This is a genomic window from Psychroserpens sp. SPM9 (assembly GCF_025153525.1).
Lineage (GTDB): Bacteria > Bacteroidota > Bacteroidia > Flavobacteriales > Flavobacteriaceae > Psychroserpens.
In genome coordinates this window covers 249,315-268,423 of sequence record NZ_JANZNR010000003.1, presented here as the reverse complement: position 1 = coordinate 268,423, position 19,109 = coordinate 249,315, and the positions used below count along the sequence as shown (strand labels likewise).

19 protein-coding genes are annotated in these 19,109 nt (G+C 35.3%); 11 read left to right on the top strand and 8 right to left on the bottom strand.

From position 1 onward, the window contains the following. Positions 1-61 precede the first annotated feature (61 nt). The 3 genes from N4270_RS07555 (at position 62) to N4270_RS07545 (ending at position 1,943) form a co-directional block, all read left to right on the top strand. A complete protein-coding gene (locus N4270_RS07555) occupies positions 62-571 on the top strand; it encodes a DUF3124 domain-containing protein (RefSeq protein WP_260096417.1) in 510 nt (169 codons plus the stop codon). Between the two features lie 185 nt (positions 572-756). Next, complete coding sequence (locus N4270_RS07550; RefSeq protein ID WP_260096416.1) at positions 757-1,443, top strand: hypothetical protein; 687 nt, start codon at positions 757-759, stop codon at positions 1,441-1,443. Then, positions 1,440-1,943: a hypothetical protein gene (locus N4270_RS07545; RefSeq protein ID WP_260096415.1), complete on the top strand. Its 504-nt coding sequence runs from the start codon at positions 1,440-1,442 to the stop codon at positions 1,941-1,943. Before N4270_RS07550 ends, N4270_RS07545 begins: the two co-directional genes overlap by 4 nt. Here N4270_RS07545 and N4270_RS07540 read toward each other — a convergent pair. Next, positions 1,925-2,566 carry a hypothetical protein gene (locus N4270_RS07540; RefSeq protein WP_260096414.1) on the bottom strand — a complete coding sequence of 214 codons (642 nt, stop codon included), beginning with the start codon at positions 2,564-2,566 and terminating at the stop codon, positions 1,925-1,927. The two genes, N4270_RS07545 and N4270_RS07540, sit on opposite strands and share 19 nt — an antisense overlap. A 12-nt stretch (positions 2,567-2,578) precedes the next feature. Next, positions 2,579-3,505, bottom strand: a complete 927-nt coding sequence (locus tag N4270_RS07535) for a hypothetical protein (protein WP_260096413.1) — start codon at positions 3,503-3,505, stop codon at positions 2,579-2,581. A gap of 178 nt (positions 3,506-3,683) precedes the next feature. Here N4270_RS07535 and N4270_RS07530 point away from each other — a divergent pair, with 178 nt between their 5' ends. Next, complete coding sequence (locus N4270_RS07530; protein WP_260096412.1) at positions 3,684-4,055, top strand: VOC family protein; 372 nt, start codon at positions 3,684-3,686, stop codon at positions 4,053-4,055. Here N4270_RS07530 and N4270_RS07525 read toward each other — a convergent pair. From N4270_RS07525 to N4270_RS07510, 4 genes are all read right to left on the bottom strand, one after another. Further along, a complete protein-coding gene (locus N4270_RS07525; protein WP_260096411.1) occupies positions 4,052-4,678 on the bottom strand; it encodes a hemolysin III family protein in 627 nt (208 codons plus the stop codon). The two genes, N4270_RS07530 and N4270_RS07525, sit on opposite strands and share 4 nt — an antisense overlap. Continuing rightward, positions 4,678-5,367: a DUF4294 domain-containing protein gene (locus tag N4270_RS07520; RefSeq protein WP_260096410.1), complete on the bottom strand. Its 690-nt coding sequence runs from the start codon at positions 5,365-5,367 to the stop codon at positions 4,678-4,680. Before N4270_RS07520 ends, N4270_RS07525 begins: the two co-directional genes overlap by 1 nt. A gap of 136 nt (positions 5,368-5,503) precedes the next feature. Next, entirely contained in the window at positions 5,504-9,154 is a 3,651-nt protein-coding gene (locus tag N4270_RS07515) for a M1 family aminopeptidase (RefSeq protein WP_260096409.1), read from the bottom strand. A gap of 31 nt (positions 9,155-9,185) precedes the next feature. Beyond that, positions 9,186-10,073 carry an ABC transporter ATP-binding protein gene (locus N4270_RS07510; RefSeq protein WP_260096408.1) on the bottom strand — a complete coding sequence of 296 codons (888 nt, stop codon included), beginning with the start codon at positions 10,071-10,073 and terminating at the stop codon, positions 9,186-9,188. 131 nt (positions 10,074-10,204) lie between these two features. Here N4270_RS07510 and N4270_RS07505 point away from each other — a divergent pair, with 131 nt between their 5' ends. The 7 genes from N4270_RS07505 (at position 10,205) to N4270_RS07475 (ending at position 17,413) form a co-directional block, all read left to right on the top strand. Next, positions 10,205-11,293, top strand: a complete 1,089-nt coding sequence (locus tag N4270_RS07505; protein WP_260096407.1) for a M42 family metallopeptidase — start codon at positions 10,205-10,207, stop codon at positions 11,291-11,293. 7 nt (positions 11,294-11,300) lie between these two features. Beyond that, positions 11,301-12,458 (top strand): aminotransferase class V-fold PLP-dependent enzyme, encoded by a 1,158-nt coding sequence (locus tag N4270_RS07500; RefSeq protein ID WP_260096406.1) that lies wholly within the window; start codon positions 11,301-11,303, stop codon positions 12,456-12,458. Positions 12,459-12,468: 10 nt separating this feature from the next. Continuing rightward, positions 12,469-13,023 carry an NUDIX domain-containing protein gene (locus N4270_RS07495; protein WP_260096405.1) on the top strand — a complete coding sequence of 185 codons (555 nt, stop codon included), beginning with the start codon at positions 12,469-12,471 and terminating at the stop codon, positions 13,021-13,023. 22 nt (positions 13,024-13,045) lie between these two features. Continuing rightward, positions 13,046-13,732, top strand: coding sequence for a PrsW family glutamic-type intramembrane protease (locus N4270_RS07490; RefSeq protein WP_260096696.1), 687 nt, complete (start codon positions 13,046-13,048; stop codon positions 13,730-13,732). Positions 13,733-13,825: 93 nt separating this feature from the next. Further along, a complete protein-coding gene (locus N4270_RS07485) occupies positions 13,826-14,311 on the top strand; it encodes an acetyl-CoA carboxylase biotin carboxyl carrier protein subunit (RefSeq protein WP_260096404.1) in 486 nt (161 codons plus the stop codon). Between the two features lies 1 nt (position 14,312). Beyond that, positions 14,313-15,752, top strand: coding sequence for an acetyl-CoA carboxylase biotin carboxylase subunit (accC, locus tag N4270_RS07480; protein WP_260096403.1), 1,440 nt, complete (start codon positions 14,313-14,315; stop codon positions 15,750-15,752). Between the two features lie 119 nt (positions 15,753-15,871). Next, positions 15,872-17,413, top strand: coding sequence for an acyl-CoA carboxylase subunit beta (locus N4270_RS07475; RefSeq protein ID WP_260096402.1), 1,542 nt, complete (start codon positions 15,872-15,874; stop codon positions 17,411-17,413). Here N4270_RS07475 and N4270_RS07470 read toward each other — a convergent pair whose 3' ends face one another. Continuing rightward, complete coding sequence (locus tag N4270_RS07470; protein WP_260096401.1) at positions 17,414-18,502, bottom strand: amidohydrolase family protein; 1,089 nt, start codon at positions 18,500-18,502, stop codon at positions 17,414-17,416. Positions 18,503-18,574: 72 nt separating this feature from the next. After that, complete coding sequence (locus N4270_RS07465) at positions 18,575-19,108, bottom strand: GNAT family N-acetyltransferase (RefSeq protein ID WP_260096400.1); 534 nt, start codon at positions 19,106-19,108, stop codon at positions 18,575-18,577. Position 19,109: the final 1 nt, after the last annotated feature.

Below are 19,109 nucleotides of genomic sequence, written 5' to 3'. Positions count from 1 at the left end.
TCCCCATCAGTTTTTAATTATTGAAAACGAATTCATATCTTTAAAATCAAAGAATCACGATATGAAAAACACACTAAGATTATTACTTTGCATTCTTCTTATAAGCACCTGTGAAGCTCCTGAAAAAAATGAAGATATTCATTATGAAAACTGGAGTAAACGTCAGGAAAACATTAAAAACTTAGACTCGCTATCCCAAGGTAAATCTTATTTGTCTATCTACTCGCAAATTTACAGTGTGACACAACATAGAACGCACAACTTAACAGCTTTAGCCAGCCTGAGAAATGTTAGTGATAAAGACACCATCTATATTCTCAATGCAAAATATTATGATACGCATGGCGTTTTGGTAAAAACATATTTTGACAAGCCTATATATTTAGCACCTTTAGAAACTACCGAAATAATTATTGACGAAGTCGATGTTGAAGGCGGCACAGGTTCTAACTTTATTTTTAATTGGGCGATTCCTAAGTCCTGCCCAGAACCATTGTTTGAAGGCGTTATGAATTCTACAATTGGTAAACAAGGATTGTCGTTTACCACGCAAGCTGTACGTGTTGATTAATTAAATCTAGTTATAAATCACTTTAGTTAAAGTTATAACTGCTTTAAAGGCATCTCATCGGTTAGTTTTTTCTATATCTATTGGGTTTTAGTATATTACCTTTCAATTTAAATTTCAAAAGGGAGATTTATCGAAGTAGATTTGTTTTGAAAACTCAATATTTTTGGTTCTGTTTAATTCTTTTGGTGTCTTGTACTAAATCTTCATATGTACCTGAAGATCTGACACCTGTTTTTCATTATTTAGACACACATTTAAGTCCTGCTGATGTGAGTGCAATCAAAAATTATTCTGAAAAAGGATTTCCTCCCTATTATCACGAATCAAAAATTCAAGACCGCATAGATTCGCTGCTAAAAACTCCTAAAAAAGAATGGATTAATGTGAAACATTTTTTTGATTCTCTGGCAGTAAGACGTCCCAAAGATCAATCTGGAATTTTAATTAATATGTACCATGACTATTTAAACCTAGTAGATATTTCAATAGATAAAGAACTTATAGAAGTGATTAATTACTGGGAACCTATTGAAACCTGCCATCAAGACCTCAAATACAAATCTAAATTTTACCAAACGGCTTTCAAAAAAAACGACCATATTATCATTCAAATGCCTGTAGACGAACATGATAATGCCATTGATTACTCTTGTCCTAATTTAGATTGGTCCTTTAAAAAAGAACACGACTTAACACTGGAAGGCATTATAACCAAGTCCTATTTTGATTCGGTTTTAAATCAATCTGTTCTGAATGTGAAAATAAGCAAAAAAAGCAACGAATACACTATGATATTATCGGAAGAAATCTTTATTGGTGATGTAATCAACATTCCGACTGAAACGTCTTGGAATTTAAAACCCAAATCATGAAAGCACAACACTATACCTATCTTCTATGGCTATTATTTGGCTTTGTAAGTGTTTCTGCGCTAACACATTTGCTAGAAGCTTTAGTTTATGTGTATATGCATTACGGATTAACGCATGAGTATACCAATAGGCGTTTTAGTTTTTACATTCCGTTATTTGCTATGATAATTTACGGAATCACATTACTCTTTATAGGATTTATCTTAAATGAAAACATAAAAAAGAAGAAGGCTTTAAAACTACCAAAAACAGGATTTTTACTGGTACTCATAATCGCTATTGCTTTAGATTTTTATACTGTAAAAGCTTCAGATTATCATCTTAAACTACTATTTGATGATAAGGCAATGACTGAATATATGAGTACTGTTAATTTTGGAAACTTATTTGATGTGGTCCACTATACCGTTTTTGCACTTAACTGGTTCGTGATTATTGTCGCCATTATATTTTGTGCTTTTCAACTAAAAAAACATCAAAATCACATTGAAAACCCATAAAAAGAATAATCTTCTATTTGCCCTTCGCAAGTCAATTTAAAGATCATTAGAACAAGTAACCCTGTAATTAATAGCACATAAGTACATTTATTAAAATGAGATTTGAAGCGCCATTTTAGTTTTCCGAAGCTATTTAATACAAATAAAAGTATATAAATACCCATAAAAACTAGAACAGGATAGCGTAAACGGCTACTAAGAAATCGGTCTAAAATATGTCTGTAGTCACCTTGGCACGTATAATTCATCAGTTTAATAAACTGGCTTACAACAGGACGATTAATATAATAATCCTGAGATTCAAATTTTTTAACGAGAAGCTCAACAGAGGTATCATCTAAATTGATTATTCTATTTTTAATTTTATAAGAAAGTTCACGAGCTAAAGCCGCCAATAGATTGGTTCCTTTGATCTGATTGTTAATATTTAGGGTGTCATTAATCATGACTATAGCAACATCGTAGCCTTGAGAAAATTGTTTGACTGTATAGGTTTCAAAGTTGAGTGTATCTATTGCTTCTGAAGTAATTTTAGGTAAGTTTTCTGGCATCACTATATTTTGTGCATCCGCTGTTCCATTCCATAAAACAATACACAGTAAACAATATATAATACTTTTCATCATGGGTGTCGACTACTTTTCAGAATAATAAACCAATAAACTTGTTGCATTTTCTAGTGTAGCGTAAGACAATTGCGGGTTGGGTCTTAAGTTTTGAAGTGAATACCCATTGCTTGCATGAATGATATCTTTACTTCCGGTGTCTAGATTAATCATGTATTCTACATCATAACCATTTTCTCTCAACAGACCGATAACGCGTTTTGCAGAACTCATCAAATAATCGGCTTCGATATCATCTACAATCACATGGCGTAAACTATTATTTTTACTACAGATCGCTAAAAACCGACGTCCTTTATCGTTTAAACCATGTGTTAATGCTGCGAAGTTCTCAGCATCTGTTTTATATTTTGAAAACACCAATTGGGTTTGAAAACTTGATATTTTATGAGTATCGATAAATTTTAAAAAGTGGTACGTATCCGAAGGTTTATCTCTCAAATTATAATGCGCAATATGTTTATCACAGTTTTGAGGATTGCAAGCGTCTAGGTTTTCATCTAAATCAATGATTTCGATGGTATCAATTTTGCCTTCATTATTATTAAGTAAAACGAGGCCGTCCATAGTATCACTGGGCATTTTATTGAAAACTTTTCCGTTTTCAGCACAAAATCCGACAGGATGCCCTTCCTCCATATCAAATGACGATGTGAATGATGCCGAAGCGACTAAATGAATGTTATGATTGTCTTGAATTTTTTTATACTTTTTATAAGCATCTTGTCCAAAATAAGCTGTTTTTATTCGTTTAGAATCACAACTATCAACAATCATATCAAAGATTTGATACGTACGATCATCTTCTACTAGAGAAGTTACCTTAGATGTTTTATAACAAGACTCTTGTCCGCTTAAAGGTAAAACGCAACATAAAAATAGTACATAATAAAATCCCCTTTTTAAATATGTACTTGGGTGGTTAGGTGTTCGCATAGCTAATTTATAAAAAGCGAAATCGAATATATAATTTACTCATTATCAGCCAAAAAAAAGTAGCTATAAGTCCGTTTTTGTAGGATAAAACGACAGCTTAACGTATTTAAGAACTGAAAAATCGCTAAAAACACTTTTTAAAATGCTTACCTTTAAGCGTCATTAAATAAAATATAATATGAATTTAGGAGCCTTTTCAATTAGTCTAGCGGTCAAAGATATTAACGTCTCAAAAAGCTTTTACGAAAATTTAGGGTTTTCGGTGTTTGCTGGTAGTCTGGAACACAATTACCTCATTATGAAAAATGGAAATGCCTTAGTGGGCTTATTTCAAGGAATGTTTGAAAATAATATCCTGACTTTTAATCCGGGTTGGGATGAAAACGCGCAAACCTTAGATCAGTTTACTGATGTGAGAGACATTCAGAAGCATTTAAAATCCAAAAACATTACTTTACAAACTGAAGCCGACGAAACCACTTCGGGACCAGCTAGCTTTGTGGTTTTAGATCCCGATGGCAATGCGATTTTAGTTGATCAACACGTTTAAATCACATAACCATACACCATAAAGAAATGACAAATGGCTCCTGCCAATACAAACAGGTGCCAAATCACATGGTTATAAGGAATTTTTTCAATGGCATAAAATAGTATTCCAACGGTATAAAAGAAACCACCAGCAAACAATAAATACAATCCGTTAGTCGCTATTCTATCGGCTAATGTAGCATAATCAAATACAATAAGCCATCCCATAACGAGATATAGTAAGGTTGAAAAGGTTTCAAATTTTCCGGTAAAAAATATTTTTAGAATCACACCAAAAGCCGCAATACCCCAAACCACCCAAAAGAGCGGCCAGCCTAAACTATCGGGCAACATAATAATAAGTACAGGTGTGTAAGTTCCTGCAATAAGTAAGTAAATACTAATATGGTCTACAATACGAAAATAGTGTTTACGCTTATCGCCTTTAACAGCATGGTAAAATGTAGACGCCAGAAATAAAATAATTATAGAAACACCATAAACAATAACGCTAAACAAGGAATAAGGGACTGTATCTTTAGAGAACACAATAAGCAATACCAATCCTGCAATCCCTAAAGCGGCTCCTATGCCATGACTCCATGCATTTAATCGTTCTTCAAAAGGAGTTTGGATTCGCATTAATTTTTAGTCTCTGCAGTTGCTTTATTACTTAACCATTTATCTGACAAATCATAATAATCAAACTCTATGGCAGGTTCTTGGCGTTCGAGTTGTCGATTCTGAAAGGCGCGCTCTAAGATATCTTCGATAAAAAAATCTTCTTTATTTTCCATCGGATTAAATTCCCGCTTTAAAGAAATATCAAATAAATTGGCTGTACTATTAAACCAAAATGCCCGCCAGCCACTTCGCAGTTCCTTTATTAAGGCAAAGGTCGTTTTTCCTGTTTGTCTGTGGATGAGTTTGACCAGAATTTGCCCTTCGGTACGTGTGAGTTTTTTTAATTCTGCAGCAAATTCATCTTCAATATATTTCTGAATTTTCTTAGCATACTTTTTCTTCGCTCGTTTACTGCTTAATGTTGCCAATCGTTCGTTTAAGGTCGTTAACCTGTCAGCAGCGAGTTTTGCATAAGGATAAACTTTTAATGTTTTACGCTTTAAAATCAGGTAATCAATACGCTCTTCTTTATCGGCAAACTTAAGTTTATGCAGCAATAAAACTTCATCTAAATCTATTGCAGTCTTCGGAATTGAATCTCCTTTCACATAAATATACTCAACCAAGGTAGAGTCTTGAGGCTCGGGTTCCGTTTGCGCCAAAAGATACCACGGAAAAAGAAGTAAGATGTATGACAGTTGTTTCATGTGTAGGTTACTATCTAAAACTATTCCAAATACTTGGTAAAATTAATTATTTAGAGATTGAAAACCCTTAAAATCATATTAATATTGTGTTTTCATTCAGTTATTTTCTAAACCGCCTAAACCCTAGCCTTTAAGATTACATCTTTTGCCTGTTATCATCAGAGCGTGTATCAATCAATTTATTATAAGGATCGACACCAACTTCTACTGGTTTTTCATCTACAATAATCGAAATAGAATTATGGATTTTTGTGACCTTATGCTTTTCTAAATAAAGAATACGCTCTTTCTTTTTTCCGTCTATATCATCTTCAGTAAAAATTCCTATATCAATATAATCTTCTAGCTGAAGCGATAAAATCGGGCGTTCTTTTCCTTCCTGTAAATACGAAATCGAATCGCGTCCAACTTCAGAATAATAACGTCTCCCCTTTTCGTTGTTTCTGTATTTACTAACATTAAACTGGAGATCTACCTTATACGTTCCGTTATCTAACTCGGTGGTCGTTACATCGGTAATTCGGTTATCATACACGGTTATGGTTTCAAACATATCTTTAATCACATATTGCAAACTATCTGGCGTTACTGCTTTAATATGATTGACCATATCGATTGAAGTTGTATAAGGTGGTTCTTGAAATTTCACTTTTTCTACATAAGATTTAAGTGCATTATTAAGCACATCTTCTCCTATATAATCACTCAAAGCATAAAAGACTAAAGAACCTTTTTGATAGCGAATATAACCTTGGCCATCATTATACATTAATGGTTTTTCACGTTTGGCCTCAAAAGTTCTTGCCGTGAGGTAATCATCGAGGGCTTTCTTTAAAAATTTACGCATTTGCGGTTTTCCTATTTCCTTCTCGAGCACTTTAAGCGCTACATATTCTGAAAGACTTTCCGAAAGCATCGTAGACCCTAAAACATCAGCTCCAATCACCTGATGTGCCCACCATTGATGCGCTACTTCATGAACCGTAATGGCATAAGTATAATCCACGCCACCTTCTTCACTATCGTCTACATCGGCAATAAATCCGGCATCTCCAGCAAACGGAATTGTATTTGGAAACGACTGCGCAAAACTTCCGCTAGGAAATTCTACAATACGCAGTTGTTTGTGTTGATACGGACTAAAATTCTCGCTATTATAAGCTAGAGATGCTTTCATTCCTGCCATCATACGATCGAGATTGTATTCGTGTCCTTCGTGATAATAAATTTCGAGATTGACATCCTTCCATGTATCGCGTTTTACTTTGTATCGTGCTGAATTAAAGGCGTAAAAATTTAAGATTTTACTATCCATTTTATAATGGAAATAACGGCGACCATCTTCTACCCATTCCTTCTGAAGGTATCCAGGAGCAATGGCAATTTGATCTTCGGAAGTACTCACTGTCGCTTCAAAATCTATCCAATCACTATCCTTTGAAATATATGTATTACCCAAAGCCGAAGAATCACTCGGATGCGGCTTTAATTTGTTAGGAGGCAAATCGTACTTTTGACGTGTTTTATCATCGGTTAATTCTCGATTACTAGAATAACCTAAAGATGGAAACAGCTGAAAATTATTGACGAAAGTTCCGTTTTTTATAATTGGCGAATGTCGTGTAATTATTGTATTAGGTTTATTTTTAACCGTAAAATGCAATCGCATTGTATCTCCTGGAGTCATCGGTCTTCTTAACTCATAAATATCAAAGTCGTATAAAGTGTCTTCAACAACCAACTGATTTGGCCTGTCAAATTCAAATGTACTCGGATAATCATTGTGATTTAAAAAGATGCTATCAATAACTTGATCTGTTTTATTGACTAATATGTATTCTCCTGAAGCTTTAAAATCTCTTTTATTTGGAAAAATATCCAGATTGGTTGTTACTGAAACCACTCTTGGTTGCTCTGCATTTTCATACTTTTTATAAGTCTTTTCCCAATCGACTCTTAATTTTTCAATTTCCTTAGAGGAATAACTTTCATTCTCAATATTAGTTTCTTGGAAAATACTAAAACCTAAAGAGAAAAATCCGATTAATAACACCAGAAAGGTTAGCGCTACAGGAAGCTTAAATCTGGATTTCGCAATAAATAAGCGCTCTTTAAACGAATGCGGTAAGCCTCTTACCCAAAACAATCCTGCTATGACCAATAGTATCAATCCACCTAAAATCCAATACGTTTTATACAATAAATAGCGTCCTAATGAATCGCCATAACCGTTCATATCATTATAGCCAAATCCAGGTCCTTCATTGTATTTCAATAAATCATTTTCAACGCCTGCTAGGGTTAAAAATGGTATTCCTGCAGAAATCACAATCAAAACGAATAAGCCTAAATACGGATTTCGAATGAGGGTTTGCACCATCAATGCTAAAAACGCCCAAACCATATAGTTTAATAATCGTAATCCAAAAAGCTCTTTCATATACAAGCCTAACTCAATATCGTAATAACCTTTGTACAGCTGAAATAAAATTCCGGCAACCATTATCACCGACAATAAGAGCAATTGCATTTTAATGATGGCTATAAATTTTGACAAGAACAAAGACCAACTTGGTACTGGCGTTACATCTTCTAAACCATTCATTCGCGCAATTTTACTGCGATTTACTAACATACCTGCATAGAGAAACGTACAAATATTTATAGCCAACGTAAATGCAGACCCACTACGCAACATACGCCAAGTTCTAGGATATGTTGGTGTTCCAAACGGATTGGCAAAATCTGCAAGCGCTATTAAAACTATAATTAAGCCTACCAAAACGATACTAATAAATGGCCAACTTTTAACAATGTATTTAAACTCTACATTTGATATTTTCCATGTTGTTTTTAAATTCTGAAGCAATGAATAATCAAAATTCACCTTTGGAAGATTTACACGAGTAATCCCTCCAAAATTGCGCTTTGTTGAACGCTCACCTTTAACTTTTTTGAATAGTGAAAATGAAATCGCATTCTGACTAAACGTAAAAAACTTATAGACCAAACCAAAGACTAAACTCGCCACACCCAACCAAATTAAACGGTTGTATAAAATCACTTCTTTAATAGGGATATGCAATTCATTTTGCTCTGCAACAGTCCAGTATCGCGTATAATATTGTAAAGCTGCTCCTCCGTAAGGATCGACTAATGCAGATACATAACGGTATTCTGGATCAGATAAAAAACTTTCTGTAAGTCCTTGAACAAAAAGCAATAAGATAATGGTTATAAATCCTGCAGCGATATTTCGTGTAAACGTTACGACTGCAAATACAATAGCGCCAAACAGCAAAATATTAGGCAAAATAAACAACCAATAGGCATTAAAATATGCTGTAAAACTAAAACTTGTAACAATATCTGGATTGGTACCTGGTAATCTATAACCTATAAACATGCCAATGCCAATGGTTAAAACAATACAAGTGACGATAAGAATAGAACTAAAAAATTTTGCCAGTAAATAATTGGCTTTAGTAAAAGGATACGAATATAAAATCGTGTGCATATCACTTTTATAATCGCGATAGACAGAAACTCCAATAATTGAAGGAAATAAAAAGAAAATAAAAATCGACAAGGAAATAAATAAATTCGCCACTCCCATTGGTGAATTTACAATTCGGGATGAGCCTGTAGTTGCAGTAATACTGTCAAAAATACCAGCACTGGTTGCAGAAATAAATAGCGCTAACATAAAGAAAATCGCCATATAGATATAGAAAGCTGGTTTTTTAATCCAATGCTTTAGCTCATGAAAAAATATAGTAGAAAACATAGTGTATTTTTTAAATTATAATAAAATTAAATTAGCTCAAAACAGGTTCATCCTGCTTTAAGGCTATAAAATACACGTCGTCTAATTGCGGCTCAGAGGTTTTAAAATCAGCACCTGGCAAACTATCGGCAAAGACTCTAATATTTAACGAATTATCTTCATTATAATTTGATGATAAAATATTGTATTGGGCTTCATTAGCTTCCAGATCATCTCTATCGATAATCTTGGTCCAGATTTTCCCATCTAATTCTGCTCTGGCTTTTGATGGCGTCGATTGTTTTAAAATTCGTCCACCATTTAAAATGGCCATTTCATTACACAATTCTTTAACATCTTCAACAATATGCGTTGAAAAAATCACAGTACAATTGGTTCCTACTTCGCGAAGCACATTCAAAAAACGATGTCTTTCAGCTGGATCCAAACCTGCAGTTGGTTCGTCTACAATAATTAACTTAGGATTGTTTAACAGCAATTGGGCAATTCCAAAACGTTGCTTCATTCCTCCTGAATAACCTGCCACATACTTTTTACGAACATCATACAAATTGGTAATCTCTAAAACTTCTTTAACTAATGTTTGTCGGTCACTTTTAGAACTCACGCCTTTTAACGTCGCAAAATAATCCAATAAAGCTTCCGCAGACATTTTTGGATACACACCAAACGACTGAGGCAAATACCCTAAAATCTTTCTCAATGCCATTTTATCTTCCAAAACATTAATATCTCCAAAGGTGATTGAACCAGAATCCGGACTTTGTAAGGTGGCAATCGTTCGCATAAGTGATGATTTTCCTGCACCATTCGGTCCTAATAAACCAAACATTCCTGTTCCTATTTCAATACTGAGATTATCAATAGCTTTGACGCCATTTTTATATGTTTTCGTTAAATCGTTAATGATTAGCTTCATCGGTTCTAGTTTAAGTTATATTTATAAGCTGATAAGTGTAAAAATAATCCATTTTGTTACAAAAAGTTTTCCGAAGCGATTAAAAAGAAAATAAATCCTTTTATTTTTACAGAAATACTAATAATACATATATGGCAACTAAAAGCATACTGAATAAAAAATCACTCGATTTCCTAGAAAAATACCTAAACAATGCAGCTCCTACGGGTTATGAATGGGACGGACAAAAATTATGGATGGACTATCTAAAACCTTATGTTGATGATTTTATTACAGACACCTACGGAACCGCTGTTGGCGTTATCAATCCGAAAGCAAAGTATAAAGTCGTGATTGAAGGGCATGCTGATGAAATCTCTTGGTATGTGAATTATATTTCTGACAACGGACTCATATACGTGATTAGAAATGGCGGAAGCGACCACCAAATCGCTCCGAGTAAAGTTGTTAATATCCACACTAAAAAAGGAATTGTCAAAGGTGTTTTTGGATGGCCAGCAATTCATACCCGAAGCAAAGCTAAAGAAGAACCACCTAAACCGGATAATATTTTTATCGATTGTGGTTGTGCGACAAAAGAAGAGGTTGAAAAACTAGGCGTTCATGTTGGTTGTGTCATTACCTATCCTGATGAATTTCATATTCTTAATAAAGATAAATTTGTCTGTCGTGCCCTTGATAACCGAATGGGTGGCTTTATGATTGCTGAAGTGGCGCGTCTTCTGAAAGAGAATAAAAAGACCTTGCCATTTGGACTTTACGTTACGAATTCTGTTCAAGAAGAAATTGGCCTACGTGGTGCACAAATGATTACTGAAACCATCAAACCAAATGTTGCTATCGTGACCGATGTTACGCACGATACCACAACACCTATGATTGACAAGAAGAAAGAAGGTCATCTTGAAATGGGAAAAGGTCCTGTAGTGGCTTATGCTCCTGCTGTGCAACAAAAATTACGAGATTTAATCACTGATACTGCTGAAGCTAAGAAAATTCCGTTTCAACGTTCGGCACTTTCGAGAGCTACAGGGACTGATACTGATGCGTTTGCCTACAGCAATGGCGGCGTGGCTTCTGCATTAATTTCTTTACCGTTACGCTATATGCATACGACTGTAGAAATGGTACATCGTGATGATGTTGAAAATGTGATTAAGATGATTTATGAAACCTTACTGAAGATAAAAGATGGCGATACATTTTCATATTTTGAATAATTAAAACATGATTTTAAAACATCAAAAGCATCTTTTTAACATTGAAGATCACATCACCTATTTAAACACTGCCAGCCTCTCGCCTTCGTTTAAAGCTGTTGAGCAGGCTGGAATTGATGCGGTTTTACAAAAAAGCCAACCTTATACCATTCCGTCTTCAGACTTTTTTGATCCGGTGACTGAACTTAAAGGCTTATTTGCCCAACTTATTGATATTGACGAACCTGAACGCATCGCCAGTATTCCTTCTGTTTCCTACGGAATAGCGACAGTTACTAATAATATTAAACTCAATTCTGGAGACGAAATAGTAATCATTGAAGAGCAGTTTCCGAGTAATTATTATGCCTGGAAAAAACTGGCTGACAGCTATGATGCCAAACTGATTACTGTTGCCAACCCCAATTTAAAAACACACAACGCCAAACAGTGGAATCAAGACCTTCTTGATCAAATCACCAACAAAACGGCTGTTGTGGCACTTGGAAATATCCATTGGTCCAACGGCACAATTTTCGACTTAAAAGCCCTCAGAGCTAAAACCAGAAAGCACGATGCTTTATTAATTGTTGATGGCAGTCAAACTATTGGAGCCTTTCCTTTTTCTGTTAAAGAGATTCAGCCTGACGCTTTAATTTGTGCAGGTTACAAATGGTTATTCGGACCTTATGGTTGCGGTTATGCCTATTACAGCAGTTATTTTGACGATGGCGAACCTATTGAAAATAACTGGGCTAACCGGTTACACAGTGAAAAATTATCTGATTTAACCAATTATGAATCCCAATACAAACCGTTTGCAAATCGCTATGCTGTTGGTGAAAGTGGAAATTTCATTTATGTGAAAATGCAAATCGAAGCCTTAAAACAGGTGATAGATTGGACACCAAAAGCTATTCAGGAGTATTGTAAATCGATATCCTATGAAGCCGTAGCGGAACTTACTGGTTTAGGTTTTCAAATTGAACATCCCGATTATCGGACACATCATTTATTTGGAGCAAAACTTCCTGAGCATATTGATATTAAAGACTTAAAAACAGTGCTTCAAGAACAAAACATTTTTTTATCCTTTAGAGGATCCTATATTCGCATTTCTTGCCATCTGTTTAATACTAAATCTGATTTTGACACCTTAGTGAATGCTATTAAATCAATCCTTTAAAAATTAGGTTTTGGAAGAATATATCGACATCGTAGACCGTAACGGACAACCAACAGGTGCTTCAGCATTAAAGTCTGAAATTCATGCCAAAGGTCATTTGCACAATACAGCTCACGTTTGGTTGTATACAGCTGAAGGAAACATTCTTCTTCAACAACGTGCGGCTTCAAAAGCTATTTGTCCGCTACTTTGGGATGTTTCTGTCGCTGGTCATATTGATGCTGGAGAAACCCCTGAACAAGCAGCTGTTAGAGAAGCGAAAGAAGAAATTGGTATCTCCATTAACGAAGCTCAGCTTATTAAAATTGGTGTATTTGAATGTTTTCAATCCTATCCTAACGGCATCATTGATAATGAATTTCATAATACGTTTATAGCTAAGGTCGCGGTAAAACTAGATGCGCTTCAACCTCAAAAAGAAGAAGTTGAAGCCTTAAAATTTGTCTCTATCGACCAATTCAATCAACTACTAAAACATTCTGAAACTAATAATCATTTTGTTTCAAGTAACAAATCTTATTACGAATTTGTAGTTGCAGCCATTAAAACCAGAATGACGCGCTAATTTTCACTATATTTTACCTATGATTAATCTACTCTTACTAGCTGTTGCTCCTATTTTTATCATCATTCTTTATGTCTATTTTAAAGATAAATATGACAAAGAGCCTAAAGGTTTATTACTGGCAAGTTTCCTATTGGGCGCCATAGTTAGTATTATCGTTACAACCATCATTTATCTGGGTTTTGATATTTTATTACCTCTAAATGATAGCTTTAGTGTGCCACAACAATTTGTTAAAGCCTTTCTGGTTGTTGGTCTTACTGAAGAATTTAGTAAATATATAATTGTGAGGTTTTTTGCTCAACCTAAAAAAGCATTTAATGAGCCTTTTGATGGTATTATGTATGCCGTCATGGTATCGATGGGGTTTGCGGCTACAGAAAATGTGTTTTATGTTTTAGAAAGCGGCTATATTACTGGGTTTTTAAGAGCATTTACTGCGGTTCCTGCTCATGCTACCTTTGGAATTTTAATGGGCTATTTTATGGGGAAAGCAAAGTTTTCTAAGTCTAGAATCCGACTTAATCTATTAGGCTTACTCCTAGCAGTAATATTTCATGGATTTTATGACTTTTTCTTATTTATAGATTTTATTCCAGGCATCTGGACAGGCGCCATCATATCTCTAATTCTTGGTATTATTTTATCACATAAAGCCATCAAAAAACATCAGGACGATTCACATTTCAATCCAGATAATAATCAATAAACAAGTCATGAGTTTCTAAATATGAGGTCGTAAATTCACATTTACGAAAACGTTATAATTCGTTACCTTTACCAAAATTTAAAATTCATTTAAATGCGTCAATCGTTTAAAGTAAATGTCAATACATCATTCGATTTTGATATTTCAGAAACCGACAGTTCTAAACTCAATAGCATAAAAACTTCAGCTAACACCTATCATGTTTTGCATGACGACACATCTTATAAAGCTGAAATAACCGCTTCAGATGTTAATAAAAAATCATATGAAGTAAAAGTTAACAACAACACTTATAATGTCAACATTTTTAATGCTTTAGATTCTTTAATAAAAGACATGGGATTTGAAATAGGAAGCTCAAAAATTGTCAATAACATCAAAGCGCCAATGCCTGGTCTTATCCTTGAAATAAATGTCAAAACAGGACAAGAAGTCAATGAAAATGATCCGCTTTTAATCTTAGAAGCCATGAAAATGGAAAACGTTTTAACCTCACCTAGAACAGGTGTCATTAAATCTATTTCTGTTGAAAAAGGAAATGCTGTAGAAAAAAACCAACTATTAATTGAGTTTGAATAACATGAAAAAAATATTAGTTGCAAATCGTGGAGAAATAGCCATTCGTGTTATGCGAACGGCAAAAAAAATGGGAATTAAAACGGTTGCTGTTTATTCAACAATCGACAGACAATCACCGCATGTAAAATATGCAGATGAAGCTGTTCTTATTGGTGAAGCACCTTCTAATCAATCGTATTTATTAGGTGATAAAATTATTGAGGTTGCTAAAAACTTAAATGTCGATGCAATTCATCCAGGATACGGATTCTTGAGTGAAAATGCTGATTTTGCTGAATTATGCGAAAGTAATAACATCACATTTATTGGTCCGAAATCTCATGCCATCCGAATTATGGGAAGCAAATTAGCTGCAAAAGAAGCGGTTAAAGCTTATGATATCCCTATGGTTCCTGGTACAGATGAAGCCATAACAGATATCGCTGAAGCCAAAAGTATAGCTAAAGACATTGGATTCCCAATATTGATAAAAGCCTCTGCTGGTGGTGGTGGAAAAGGCATGCGTATTGTAGATAAAGAAAGTGAATTTGAATCGCAAATGGATCGTGCTATCAGTGAAGCTGTAAATGCCTTTGGTGATGGTTCTGTATTTATTGAAAAATATGTCACTTCACCACGTCATATAGAAATTCAGGTTATGGCCGACACCCATGGTAATAGTATTCACTTATTTGAACGCGAATGCAGTATCCAGCGTCGCCACCAAAAAGTTGTTGAAGAAGCACCATCGAGCGTATTAACACCCGAATTGCGTTCTAAAATGGGTGAAGCAGCCGTTAGAGTTGCCAAAGCTTGTGATTATGTTGGTGCTGGTACCGTCGAATTTTTACTTGATGACGACCATAATTTCTACTTCCTTGAAATGAATACGCGTCTCCAGGTTGAGCATCCTGTATCTGAAATTATCACGAATACCGATTTGGTCGAATTGCAAATTCGTGTGGCTCGTGGTGAGGTATTACCTTACAAGCAAGACGATTTAAAAATTCATGGTCATGCACTGGAATTACGTGTGTATGCTGAAGATCCTTTAAATGATTTTCTACCAAGCGTCGGCACATTAAACACTTACAAACTACCCGAAGGCGATGGAATTCGTGTAGATAACGGATTTGAAGAAGGCATGGAAATTCCGATTTATTACGACCCGATGATTTCGAAATTAATTACCTACGGAAACACCAGAGATGAAGCCATTGCCTTAATGCTGAAAGCAATTGATGATTATCACATTGAAGGTATCCAAACCACCTTACCTTTTGGAACTTATGTTTGTGAGCATGACGCCTTTCGAAGTGGAAATTTCGATACGCATTTTGTGAAGAAGTATTATTCAGCTGAAAAGTTATTAGAACAGCAGCAAAATGAAGCTAAGATTGCAGCATTAATTGCTGTGCAACGGTATTTAGAAGAACAAAAAATACTTCGCATTCCTAATTAAATTAAGAAAAACAACAGGTATTCCGTATCAAAAAACGTAATAGAAAGCGACACGGAATCATAAAACTAAGACATCCATTCTGATTTATAATCAGAGTCATAAAATCCGAAAAACAACGTATGGATTCAAAAATTAAAACGCTAAACGACAAACTGGAACAGGCCTACTTAGGTGGCGGACAAGCGAGAATTGACAAACAGCATCAAAAGAAAAAACTCACTGCAAGAGAACGCGTCATGTATCTTTTAGACGACCAATCATTTGAAGAAATTGGCGCCTTGGTAACACATAGAACCAAAGACTTTGGTATGGAAAATCAGAAGTTTTATGGTGATGGTGTCGTGACAGGTTACGGAACAATTGACGGTCGCCTCGTGTACGTTTTTGCTCAGGATTTTACCGTTTTTGGAGGTTCGCTTTCAGAAACTCATGCTGAAAAGATTTGTAAAATCATGGATTTGGCAGTTAAAGTTGGTGCGCCTGTGATTGGATTGAACGATTCTGGTGGTGCCAGAATTCAGGAAGGTGTGCGTTCGCTTGGTGGTTATGCCGATATTTTTTATCGCAATGTACAAGCTTCAGGTGTGATTCCGCAAATTTCAGCCATCATGGGACCATGTGCTGGAGGTGCCGTTTATTCGCCTGCTATGACCGATTTTACGATTATGGTAGAAGACACCAGCTATATGTTTGTTACAGGTCCGAATGTTGTAAAAACAGTCACCAATGAAGAAGTTACTAGTGAAGAACTTGGTGGCGCCAGTACACATTCTACAAAATCTGGTGTGGCTCACAAAACCTCATCAAATGATGTAGAATGCTTAGAAGATGTCAAGACTTTGCTGAGTTATTTACCACAAAACAATACAGAATCGCCTGAATTATTAGCATATAAATTGGAAGACGAAGTTAGAGATAGCTTATCCGATATCGTACCCGATAATGCGAATAAACCTTACGATATGCATGAAGTTATTAAAGGTATTATTGATGAAGATTCGTTTTATGAAATTCATAAAGATCACGCCGAAAATATCATTTGCGGTTTTGCGCGTTTAGGCGGAAGAAGCATCGGAATTGTAGCCAATCAACCTATATTTTTAGCAGGTGTTTTAGATGTTAACAGCTCCAAAAAAGCAGCTCGTTTTGTCCGTTTTTGCGACTGTTTCAATATTCCGTTGCTTGTATTAGAAGATGTCCCGGGCTTTTTACCAGGAACCGATCAAGAATGGAATGGGATTATTGTTCATGGCGCGAAACTATTGTACGCCTTCAGCGAAGCTACTGTACCCAGAGTCACTGTCATTACACGAAAAGCCTACGGAGGCGCTTACGATGTAATGAATTCAAAACATATTGGTAGCGATATGAACTTTGCCTGGCCGAGTGCCGAAATTGCCGTAATGGGTGCTAAAGGTGCTGCGGAAATTATCTTCAAAAAAGACATTAAAGCTGCGGAGGACAAGGAGGCAAAATGGAAAGAAAAAGAAGCCGAATATGCGCAATTGTTTGCCAATCCTTATAGTGCTGCCGAACGTGGATTTATTGACGAAGTTATTCTTCCGAAGGATACACGTAGAAAACTCATCAAGGCTTTTGCAATGTTAGAAGATAAAGTTATTGACACTCCCAAACGAAAGCACGGGAATATTCCGTTGTAATTAGTCTGGAAATTTACTTTTATCCAAACCTGGTACTATCCGTAGGGCATTTTTATAGTATACTTTTTTAAGGACTTCATCTGGCAAATCTAAACCATACATAGGCCAGAAGGCATGGTATTTTTTGTGATACGGAAAATACTCATCTGCACTTTCTAAGACTCTAAAATAGGTAGGAAATTCTTCTGGTTTCCAGCTATCTTTTCCGAAGAGAATGCGATCCTGATACTTGATAAAAAACGCTTTAGCAAAACGTGGCTGTCTACCAAGTTCAGCAATAATTGCCCCTATTCCCACATTCATATTCGGCATCTCGTCTAATAGCGTACCTAATTTACCAAGGTCATTAGCATACCAGCCCATATGTGCATTGATAAAAGTCGTATTGGGATGGGCTTTAAACATATTGTGTTGCTCTTGTATAATTTGCTCCCAAGGCGCAGGATTATCAGCATCGCGTTTGCGTCGTGGATGTGTTTTTAATTCTAGCCATCGCTCATTATCGGCGTCAAAATCATCCCAAAACGACTTCGGGTCTGCAGCGTGAATCAACACAGGAATACCTAATTCGCCACATGTTTTCCAAATAGGGTTCAAGCGCGTATCATCAATTGCCAGACGTTTTCCGTCGACATCCTTATTCCGTAAACCTAAACTCTTGTAGACTTTGAGTCCGCGAGCCCCATTTTTTACATCTGCTTTTAATTGTGCTACCTTCTCCTCGATCCAACCTTCAGCTCCAGCACCTTCAAAATTAATATTACAAAACACCACAAAACGATTCGGAAAATTTTTGTCAATATTAGCTACCGATTTTATAAGATCATCTCCAGTTCTTCCACTTAAATTGACCATGATTCCCATATTTAAGGTATCCATAGCTGCAATAACAGATGTTAAATCTTGTGTTGGCATTTGGTATTGGTGCCCATGTATATCGATAAAAGGGAATTTAGCACGTTTGATAACTTTTCCGGGAACAACCAGAGTTGATGTTGGATTATATTCTTCAAAAGTTAAGTCTTGTGCTACTAATGAAAAAGTCATACAAGTGAGCAATACTAAGAGAATAGGTGATTTAAGTTTCATAGTTTAGTGTTTACAGTTTAAAGTTACACATCAGTAGCAATTTGTCCTTATATTTAATAGCTGTTTAACATTTTAGTCAAATATGCGTCCGTAGTAATTCAAATCAACGATTTCACCTTTTGTTGTTCGGTAATCGTTACGAATGGTGCCTTCTAATTCAAACTTGTTTTTTAAAGCCACATTAATACTTCCTAGATTTTTGCTTCCGACCCTACACAATAGTTTTTTAAACTGAAAGGTTTCAATGAGCATATCAATTATCAAGCTAACAGCCTTAGATGTAATGCCTTTTCCTGAATAATTGGAATCGATAAAATAACCCAATTCAGCTTTCGGCACATTCCAATCGATATTTTTAAGGTCGACCAAACCGACAAAAGTATCAGTTTTTGTGTCTGTAATTATATACGGAAAATAGCTTTTAGCTTTGATACGCTCTTGAATCTCTTCACAATACTTTAAGGTATCGTCTCGTGTTTGAGTCTTTGCAACGGTTCCTGCAAAAAAATCTTCGAGTCGTGCTCTATTCGAATTGATTAATTCATAGAAAGCATCACCTTCATGAGCTTGCAGCAAGTTAATATTAAAATGATCAAAAGTCGTCATA